Consider the following 9,705-nt stretch of genomic DNA (forward strand, 5'->3'; position numbering starts at 1 on the left):
TGAACAAATCCGTGGGACACCAGCGTTTCAATCAGAACGGTCTCCAGCCGGCACAACCGGGGCCGCCGGGCGCCGTTGCGCAGATCGTCAAGGTGACGGCGATGGGCCGCGACCCGCTCTTTTTCCAACGTCTGGAATGCCCGGTTACGCCGGACGGTATCGTCGAATGTCCGAGCCAGGGTCGCAGCGTCCGCATCCAGTTCCACCAGACGCTTACGTTGGATATCCGTCCAGTTAAGGTTCAAAGTTCGTCGCCGCCCCTTTACCCGGCCGTGGGTCTTCTGATTTCAACCAGTAGTGTCCAAAATACCCGGTTTTCCATAGCTTCCTAATCCGGAAAAACTGGAAACGACAAATCACAAGCACCAAATTTTAAGTAAACTCCAATTTACAATATCCAAATCTCAAAAAAAGGCAGAAACCAAGAGTTGATGAACTCGTAAAAAGTCGCATTTTCGACGGATTCGTAAAAAGCCCGAGATCAAGGCTTGCGAATCCTGAGAATACCGCTATCGCGGGTGCCGTAGGCAGAGTGTTTACGGTACTCCGCAGTGACGAAGAATGAAGCGTAACGCAGATATCGGGCTTTTTACAAATCCGTCAAGTTTAATAAGACTGGCAATTCTCAAACACCGGCTTACCCGGGTTAAAATTTCGATCGAGGTTTTCTATGGGGTATGACACCAAGTACATTTTCGTTACCGGAGGGGTTCTCTCATCCCTGGGCAAAGGCCTGGCATCGGCCTCCATCGGCGCTCTGCTGGAAAGCCGGGGACTGACGGTCACCATCCAGAAGCTGGATCCCTATATCAACGTGGATCCGGGGACCATGAATCCTTTCCAGCACGGGGAGGTATTCGTCACCGATGACGGCACCGAAACCGATCTGGACCTGGGGCATTACGAACGGTTCACCCATGCCAAACTGGGCAAGGACAACAACTTCACCACAGGTAAAATCTACCACAGCGTCATCACCAAGGAACGCCAGGGAGAATACCTGGGCGGCACGGTTCAGGTCATCCCCCATATTACCGACGAGATCAAAGACAGCATCCGCAAGGCATCCAATGACGTGGATGTGGTCATCGTGGAAATCGGCGGCACCATCGGCGACATCGAAAGTCTCCCCTTTCTGGAAGCCATCCGCCAGTTTCACAACGATGCGGGCAAGGACAACGTCATCTATATCCACCTGACCCTGGTGCCCTACATCAGCACCGCCGGCGAAGTGAAAACCAAGCCCACCCAGCACAGTGTCAAGGAACTGCGCAGCATCGGCATTCAGCCGGACATCCTCTTGTGCCGCACCGACCGCATGCTCAACCCCGACATAAAGGCCAAGATTGCCATGTTCTGCAATGTGGGTGCGGATGCGGTGATCACGGCCAAGGACGTCGACTGCATCTATGAAGTTCCCCTGCTCTTCCACCAGGAGGGGCTGGACACCAAAATCGTCGAACTGCTCAACATCTGGACCCGCGCGCCCCGTCTGGAGAACTGGGAGACCCTGTGCCGACAGATGAACGATCCCGCCTACGAGGTCACCATCGCCATCGTCGGTAAATATGTGGATCTCACCGAATCTTACAAGAGCCTCAACGAAGCCCTGATCCACGGCGGTATCCCCAGCCGGGCCAGGGTCAACCTGAAATTCGTGGACTCGGAGACCATCGACGCCAATACCTGTAGCCTGAGCCTGGAAGGGGTGGACGGCGTGCTGGTGCCGGGCGGTTTCGGTTCGCGAGGCGTGGAAGGCAAGATCTGCTCAGCCCGGTATGCCCGGGAAAATCAGATTCCCTATTTCGGCATCTGCCTGGGCATGCAGATCGCCGTCATCGAATTCGCCAGAAACCTGGCCGGGCTGGACCGGGCCAACAGCACCGAATTCGACCCGAACACCCCCCATCCGGTGATCTATCTCATGGAAGAGTGGTTCGACGACAAATCCGAAACCATCCAGCAGCGCGACATCCATTCGGACAAAGGCGGCACCATGCGCCTGGGGGCGTACCCCTGCAAACTGGAAAAGGACACCATCGCCTACCGGGCTTACGGCAAGGAAACCATTGCCGAACGGCACCGCCACCGCTTTGAATTCAACAACGCCTACCTGGAGCAGTTAAAAAAAGCTGGCCTGAAGATCTCCGGCATCGCCCCGTCAGGCGAACTGGTGGAAATCGTGGAAATCGAAGATCACCCGTGGTTCCTGGGATGCCAGTTCCATCCGGAATTTAAATCCCGGCCCATGACCCCCCATCCCCTGTTCCGAAGCTTCATTGCCGCGGCCCTGAAGTATTCGGGAAACCGGGAGATTGAAAAGAAATAACCCTTTTACCTGGTTGTTGTAGAAAAATTGATCACTGGCGCGAATGGAAATTCGTTCGCGCTTTTTTTTCGGTTCATGACGGTTCGCCTTTCAGGATTTCGTCAATCTTTCGAGACAGCACTTCGAGGTTATACGGCTTTTGGATAAACCCGTTGCATCCTCGGTCCATCACGGCAATGGCCTGGCTGTCAATACTGTATCCGCTTGCCAATAGGACTTTTACACCGGCGTTAATCTGCCTGAGCATGTCAAAAGTCTCACTGCCACTGGCACCCGGCATGATCAGGTCAAGGACAACCAGATCGATGTCGTCAGCGCTTTTCCGGTACAACGATATGGCTTCATCACCATTTCGGGCAGATCGGGTCTGGTAGCCCATCTTCCCGATCATCTCCGTACCGATCTCGAGAACCATATCTTCATCATCCACGACCAGTATCGTTCCCTTGCCAAATTTGATCGTCGCATCGCCTTTACCCACTGAGGGGATCTCCCTTTGGGACACCGGCAGATAAATGCTAAATGTCGTTCCCTAACCGATTTCCGAGGCCACGTCGATATAGCCGGCATGCGCTTTAATGATGCCATAGGCAGATGCCAGGCCCAGACCGGTCCCCCTTCCCATCTCTTTGGTGGTAAAAAAGGGATCAAAAATACGGTTTCGCGTTTCAGCATCCATGCCGTGGCCCGTATCAGTGACCTGAAGCAGGACATAGCTGCCTGATTTTATTTTATAAGGCTTTTGCCCGATCTCGCCGCGACTGATCATTGATGTTTGCAGCCAGAGGTCTCCACCGTCAGGCATGGCATCTGCCGAGTTGATAAAAAGATTGAATAAAACCTGCTCGACTTGGGACCGATCAATTTCAACCGGGCCCGCAGTCGATGACAAATCCAGGTGTATGGCAAGCTCCTTGCGGGTTCGACCGAATATTTCAACGCTATCTTTGACAATTTGGTTTAAATCAACGATCTTGAGCTCAAATTTGCCTTTGCGTGCGTACCCGAGCAATTGGCTGGTAAGCTGTGGTGCGCTCTGGATCAATTTTTCGACTTTTTTAGTTTTTCATAATGCGGACTGGTGATTTCCGTATCGAGCATCATGATCGACACATTACCTAAAATTCCCATCATCAAATTATTGAAATCATAGGCGAGACCACCGGCCAGGGTTCCAATGGCCTCCATGCGCTGGGCAAGCTGAAACTAATTCTCCATTTTCTTTCGTTCGTTGATATCGATGATGCTGCCTTCGACATAAAGGATGGTTTGGTCTTTGTCTCTGACGGTTCGTGAATGATTCTCAACCCAGAGTACGGATTGGTCATAACGACGCATCTTGACTTCATGCACATTTTTATCGCCGGAGCTTTCGATGATCGATTTCCATTTTGAGCGGTCTACCGGCCGGGCATATATTTCTTCCGCTTTTTTGGATAGGAACTGCTCTTTGGAAGGGTATCCGAGCATTCTGACCAGCATGGGATTGGCATCGACGATACGGCCGTCAAAGGTCGTTCGATAAATGCCAACCGGGACACCGTCGAACAATCCCCGGAAATGGGATTCACTTTCTTTCAATGATTGTTGGGCCAGTTTCAGTTCCGAGACCCGATATTCAAGGTCCTTGAAGAGTTTCTGCAATTGACGCCGCATCGACTCGAAGGAACGTGCCAGCACACCTATTTCATCTTTTCGATTGATTAATGAAGGCTCGATGTCTGCTTCCCAGTGCACATCCCCGAAACTTTCAGCGACCGTGGCCATCGTGACAATGGGCCGAATATAGTGCAGTGCGGATCGCCGACCGATCAAATAGACGCTCAGGAAAGTTACCGATATAAACAAGGCCATGAGGGTGCCGGCAATCAGTAATTAGTCGACCAGAAAATCATGGAAATTGGCGCGTATTGCCGCTTCTTTCTGTGCCATCACTGCAACGGGAGCCGAAAACTCATCAATGTATGTTGTGGCAGCTAACATGAGGCTTTTTCCGCGAAAGGGCGCGTCTACCGGTGTGATGGTCATATATTTTTTCCGAACGGAACCATCGGGTTCGATCCAGTCGTAATAACCTGAAATCTCATTCCCGGACAGAGAGCTTTTAAAAATAGCCCACCATGACGGTATTTCCGTGGACAAAAAATCCATCCTTCGATTGGTCAGATCTGGATTGGGATGAATGCGCACAATCCCGGTCCCCGTTTCATACAAGCATACATACCCATTTTTCCCGACCGGCTGCATGGCAATGGCCTGGAATTGGGCGGAGCGCTGCAGGGCATCCATATCCATCTCTGGTTTGAGTGACAGAAAAAGCGCCACCTGCCTGGCGGCGTCTCTGGCCTTATCCTGAATGACCCGCTGGCCCAGCGTTTCCAGCTCCTTTTTGGCATCCGAATTCAGTTCATGGGTTGAATCAGCAATAAGCGCAGACAGATGCCGCTGGGCGAAAAATCCGCCGGCGATGGTAAACACAAATAATAATACCACCGGAAAGAGAGAAATCAGCAAATATTGTCTGGTGAACTCCTTGACCATCGAGGTTGAGGATCTTGTGCTTTTTTGCATGAGCCGGGCCCTTCAGCTAAATTGAACGCTCCGTTGCTATGTCTACCGAATATATTATTGGTTGAATTGGTTTTTTCTTTAAGGACAATAATTTGGCAGCCTCAACAATTAACCGGTAGAAACCCACGCACATGAAAAAAAGAAGCACCCCGACGCCCCGTCATCTTCGGAAAAACTGGACCATCAGCATGACGGCCAGCACCGCCAGCAGCCAGCGCAACCCGCGTCGATAGACCTCGGTGGGGATCCGGTCGCGGATGCGCATGCCGAGCACCATCACCACCAGCCCCAATACGGCCAAGGGGGCCGACGCCGTCAACACATCGGTCGTCATCAGACCCGCTTGGGCGAATACCGCCCCCTGGGTCAGTTTGCCGAACAAAAAACAGAAGTTGAAGACCTGAATCATCACGGTTTTGGACATATTCATTTCAAGGGCAAAGATGATCAGGACCGGCAGCATGACATTCACCGTGCCGGCAAGGATGCCGGCAGTCAGACCGAAAACGGCAAAGGCGATGTGGGGATGGCAGTGGACCCAGGCAAAGCCGGCACCGAAGCGGTCGGCATTGAGATAGATGACCAGCATAGCTGCCATGAGGGGCAGAAACGGTTCCGGTGAGAAGACGATGAGCAGCCGGGTGCCGACGAGGCTCCCGATCATGCCGTAGACGGCCAGGGGCCAGAAAACCGCAATGCTATGAGTCCACCGGCCGCCCTTGAGGATGTTGGCCACGTTGAGGACCACCGTCGGGAGCAGCAGAAGAAGGATGGCTGTCCGCACATCAGTGACCAGGGCCAGAAGGGGCGTGGCGATCATGGGAAAACCGATGCCGATGGTGCCGTGGACCGCGGCCGCGAATCCGACGATGACGGCATGGGTGATTACGGTTAGGGGAAAGACGCTGTCGAGCATGGTCATGCATCTCATAACCGGGTCATGCTCCGCAACCGATCATTGCCTTACGCCGCATAAAAAAAAGCGTTCACCACAGTAGCATATGCATCCAATCGCAATCGGCCGCCGTTGGGCCGGTTTTTAGGTGTCCACACCTTCTATGATTGGGTTTTTAGGCATCAGTTCAACTGGTGGCCGCAACCGCGACCACCGGCCCGATCCGGCTAACGGCTGTCTGCGCGGATGCGGGTAATTTCATCGGGCGAAATGCAAAGCCATGCCAGAAAGGCCGCATGACCGTCCGGATGGCGGGCTTCGAACAGGCGGTGCCATTTCATCATGGCGTCTTCGGTCAGTCCGATCTCCCGGAACATGGCGACCCACTGGTCTTTGCTCACGTTGTTTTGCATTGTCTGACTCCCTGGTTTTTATTCAAAGGCTTTCGAGCAACTGGTAATACTCCTTTATCGTAAGAATGGCGTCGATCGAAAGCTGAAACAAAATCCAACTTAGAACAAGGATTCCGATGGTAAGCCCGATCTTCCATGCCTGCGTCGCCTGTGGATGCCACCAGATCAGGGGCAACGCCAAGGGTCCCACACAGCAGACGGCAAAGATAATGAAGGATTTACGAAAATACCATTCGACCTTTTCCTCGGCAATGCGCGGTTTCTTGGAGGGATCTAAAAACTCACCGCAGTGTTTACACTTTATTGCTTCGTTTTGAATTTCTTCGGCGCAGAAGGGGCACTTTTTCATGATCATCTCTCTTGGCAATACGATGGATGGGTGCAGCACGGAAATGACAATTAGGTACCGCATTTGTGTGATTGGATCAATAGGTTGCTCAATTGCGCAATGATCGGTCAGCGGCAGGCGGTGCCGGTCGCCAAAAAAGAGCGGCGCCCCGTTAGCGGCCTTGGCGCAAGGAGACCGGTGCCGGTCAGCCGTTGATATCATCTGCCTTGTTGAAATTCGCGGGTGATTGTTTATACTGTGTGGCATCATCCCGCGAAACGGCCACCTCCATCACCTGCAGGTGGTTTCATAGCCTTGCCGACAACCGGGTTACCGGGCGAATCAACACAAACCGATAAAGTGGAAAGGGATAAGGCGCATGACTCCGGAAATAATGACGGTAATGGCTATCCTGGTCGCAGTCATCATTCTTCTGGTCACCGAATGGGCGCCTTTAGAGGTCCTGGCCATGCTGGTCATGGGCGTGCTGGCGATCACCGATATCGTCAGCCCCAAGGAGGCGCTGGCCGGATTCAGCAACCCGGCCGTGGTGACCATCTGGGCGGTCTTCATCCTCAGCGGCGGGCTGACGCGCACCGGCATTGCCAATATTCTTGGCCGGCAGCTGCTTAAGGTCGCCGGCGGTGGGGAATCGACGTTGGTGGTAATCATCATGGTTATCGCCGGCGTACTCTCGGCCTTCATGAACAATGTTGCCGTGGCCGCATTGATGTTGCCTGTGGTCATGGACATCGCCCGCAAGACCGACCGTTCACCCTCCACCCTGCTGATGCCCCTGGCCTACGGGTCGCTGCTGGGCGGGCTAACCACCATGATCGGCACCCCGCCCAACATCCTGGTCAGTGAAGCGTTGCGGGAAAACGGCCTGGAGCCTTTCAAACTCTTTGACTTCTCACCCGTGGGCCTGATCGTGATGGCCTGTGGTGTTGCCTTCGTCACGCTTGTCGGTACACGCCTGTTGCCCAAACGCAACCTGGCCAAGGAGACGGCCGGGCGACGGCCGGACTTCCGTTCGCAATACCGGCTGCAAGAGCATCTGTTTCAGATCAGGGTCCCTGGCGGCTCGGCTCTGGTGGGCAAGACCCTGGCCAAAAGCCGACTGGGAGCCGCCCTGAGGCTCACCGTGGTCGGCATCACCCGCACCAACGGTATAACGCTGCTGGCGCCCCCCATCAGCGAGGTGATTCAAGCCGACGACCTGCTGATCGTCGAGGGAAAACTGGACCAGATCCAGGAGATGAACCACTGGGGACAACTGCTTGCCGAGACCGATGATATTGGTCAGGACGCCCTGACCGTCCATGGCATGCAGGTGGCCCGGTTGGGGCTGAAGCCCGGCAGCGCCTATGAGAAGCAGACTATAGCGGACATTGGGTTTCGCAACCGCTTCGGCCTGAATGTGCTGGCCATCGAGCGTGGGGACCGTCACCTGGATACGGATCTGAAAAGTCGGACGCTCAACGCAGGCGACCTGTTCGTGGTATACGGCCCATCGGATAAGCTGGCCGAGCTGACTGACGATTCTCATTTTCAGCCGCCGGAAGTGCTCACCGCCGAAGATATGGACAATTACGCCAAACTGGGCCACGACCTTCGCCAACTGCGCGTTCCCGACGCCTCGAAGCTGATTGGGATGACCCTGAGTAAAAGCCGCCTGGGAGATGCCGTGGACGTCCAGATCCTGTGCATCGTACGAACGGACGGCTCGGCCCTGATTCCCACCTCCAACGACCGTTTCGAGGCCGGGGACCGGTTGATGGTCTGGGGCACGGCGGACATGATCTCCATCTTGCTCATGCAGGGCCTGGAAGGCATGTTCATTGAAGCCGATGCGCAACCAACGGACCCGTCGATGCTTGAAGATGATCAGGTGGGGCTGGTCGAGGTGATACTCTCCCCCCACAGCATGCTCTCCGGCAAGACCCTGCACGGAATAAATTTCAGAGAGAAGTACGGCCTGACCGTCCTGGCCATCTGGCGCAAGGGGACCGCCTATCGGGAAAACCTGCGCGACATGGCCCTGGAGTTCGGCGACGCCCTGCTACTCTATGGATCGTGGGACAAATTGAACCTGCTGGGCCACGAACCGGATTTTCTGGTGCTCACCGAGACGGCGCAGGAGGCCCCCCGGGAAGAAAAAGCCAAGGTGGCCCTGACGATCATGGCTGCAGTGCTGATCCCGGTGATCATGGACTGGGTGCCCATCTACATTGCGGTGGTTATCGGTGCCGCCTTCATGGTGCTCACCCGCTGCCTGACCATGGAGGAGGCTTACCGCTACATCGAATGGAAAGCAGTGTTTCTGATTGCCGGCATGCTGCCCCTGGGCACCGCCCTGGACAACACCGGCGCCGCAACGATCCTGGCCGAAGGGGTCGTGGGAACCTTAGGCCCCTTTGGGCCGTATGCGGTGCTGTTCGGGCTGCTGGTAATCACCTTTATCGGCACCAGCATCATCCCCACGGCGGCCCTGGTGGTACTGATGGTACCCATCGCCCTGAAAACCGCTGCCAGCCTGGGCATCTCTCCCTACGCTCTGATGATGGGTATTGCCATGGCCGCGTCATCCAGTTTCACATCACCCATCTCCCATCCCGCCAACGTGCTGGTGATGGGCCCCGGTGGCTACCGGTTCATCGACTACATCAAGGTCGGCCTGCCCCTGACACTGGTGGTGCTGGTCGTGTTGATGATCGTGCTGCCGATCTTCTGGCCGCTGATGCCTTGAGTCGAAGACCGGAAGACTGAATAATGAAGATTGAGGAATTAGCTAATTACCGTATGCTGGAATAAGTCAAAAAGATGATGACAATTGTGTTACACTGGCTTTACTTGACCCGACATCCGAGAAAAATTCTATCTGTAATTGCACGGGACTGCTCTTATCTCAATGCATCACCACGTGGACAATTTTTCAGATATCTTCATTCCCTGTTGTGTAATCACCAACCAACCAAATATTCGTCTGACCGCAAGATGATGTGGTGCTTGGAATTGGCCTTCCTTCCAGAGACTGGCAAGCTATACGTAACAAATGCTGAATTTTCTATGCATTTAGGTGGGTTAGATAGTGTTATTGTGTTTCATTTTATAGGTCATGTCAAGCCTTTTTCATAAAGCCCATGCCTTTGCATCACCTCCCCGATAG

Annotated in this window: 11 protein-coding genes; 2 read left to right on the top strand and 9 right to left on the bottom strand. The window is 54.2% G+C overall.

The genetic code is table 11. The features are described from left to right. A partial coding sequence (locus QNK41_RS22275; protein WP_319261867.1) for a hypothetical protein occupies nt 1–245 on the bottom strand: 245 nt, incomplete at its 3' end. 425 nt (nt 246–670) lie between these two features. Here QNK41_RS22275 and QNK41_RS22280 point away from each other — a divergent pair. Continuing rightward, a complete protein-coding gene (locus tag QNK41_RS22280) occupies nt 671–2,329 on the top strand; it encodes a CTP synthase (protein ID WP_319261870.1) in 1,659 nt (552 codons plus the stop codon). 73 nt (nt 2,330–2,402) lie between these two features. Here QNK41_RS22280 and QNK41_RS22285 read toward each other — a convergent pair whose 3' ends face one another. From QNK41_RS22285 to QNK41_RS22320, 8 genes are all read right to left on the bottom strand, one after another. Then, a complete protein-coding gene (locus tag QNK41_RS22285; RefSeq protein ID WP_319261872.1) occupies nt 2,403–2,810 on the bottom strand; it encodes a response regulator in 408 nt (135 codons plus the stop codon). A 51-nt stretch (nt 2,811–2,861) separates the two neighbouring features. Next, entirely contained in the window at nt 2,862–3,374 is a 513-nt protein-coding gene (locus tag QNK41_RS22290; RefSeq protein WP_319261874.1) for a sensor histidine kinase, read from the bottom strand. Further along, nucleotides 3,371–3,517, bottom strand: a complete 147-nt coding sequence (locus QNK41_RS22295; RefSeq protein ID WP_319261877.1) for a hypothetical protein — start codon at nt 3,515–3,517, stop codon at nt 3,371–3,373. Before QNK41_RS22295 ends, QNK41_RS22290 begins: the two co-directional genes overlap by 4 nt. 18 nt (nt 3,518–3,535) lie before the next feature. Then, a complete protein-coding gene (locus tag QNK41_RS22300) occupies nt 3,536–4,183 on the bottom strand; it encodes a PAS domain S-box protein (RefSeq protein WP_319261879.1) in 648 nt (215 codons plus the stop codon). A gap of 21 nt (nt 4,184–4,204) precedes the next feature. After that, nucleotides 4,205–4,900, bottom strand: coding sequence for a hypothetical protein (locus tag QNK41_RS22305; RefSeq protein WP_319261881.1), 696 nt, complete (start codon nt 4,898–4,900; stop codon nt 4,205–4,207). 160 nt (nt 4,901–5,060) lie between these two features. Then, on the bottom strand, nt 5,061–5,822 hold the full coding sequence (locus QNK41_RS22310; RefSeq protein ID WP_319261882.1) for a sulfite exporter TauE/SafE family protein: 762 nt from the start codon (nt 5,820–5,822) through the stop codon (nt 5,061–5,063). 200 nt (nt 5,823–6,022) lie between these two features. Continuing rightward, nucleotides 6,023–6,208 (bottom strand): hypothetical protein, encoded by a 186-nt coding sequence (locus tag QNK41_RS22315; protein WP_319261884.1) that lies wholly within the window; start codon nt 6,206–6,208, stop codon nt 6,023–6,025. A gap of 22 nt (nt 6,209–6,230) precedes the next feature. Next, a complete protein-coding gene (locus tag QNK41_RS22320; RefSeq protein ID WP_319261887.1) occupies nt 6,231–6,806 on the bottom strand; it encodes a hypothetical protein in 576 nt (191 codons plus the stop codon). 109 nt (nt 6,807–6,915) lie between these two features. On the opposite strand from QNK41_RS22320, the gene QNK41_RS22325 reads away from it, so the two are divergent. Beyond that, complete coding sequence (locus QNK41_RS22325) at nt 6,916–9,285, top strand: SLC13 family permease (protein WP_319261890.1); 2,370 nt, start codon at nt 6,916–6,918, stop codon at nt 9,283–9,285. Nucleotides 9,286–9,705 lie beyond the last annotated feature (420 nt).

The sequence above is a fragment of the Desulfosarcina sp. genome, assembly GCF_033791525.1.
Lineage (GTDB): Bacteria > Desulfobacterota > Desulfobacteria > Desulfobacterales > Desulfosarcinaceae > Desulfosarcina.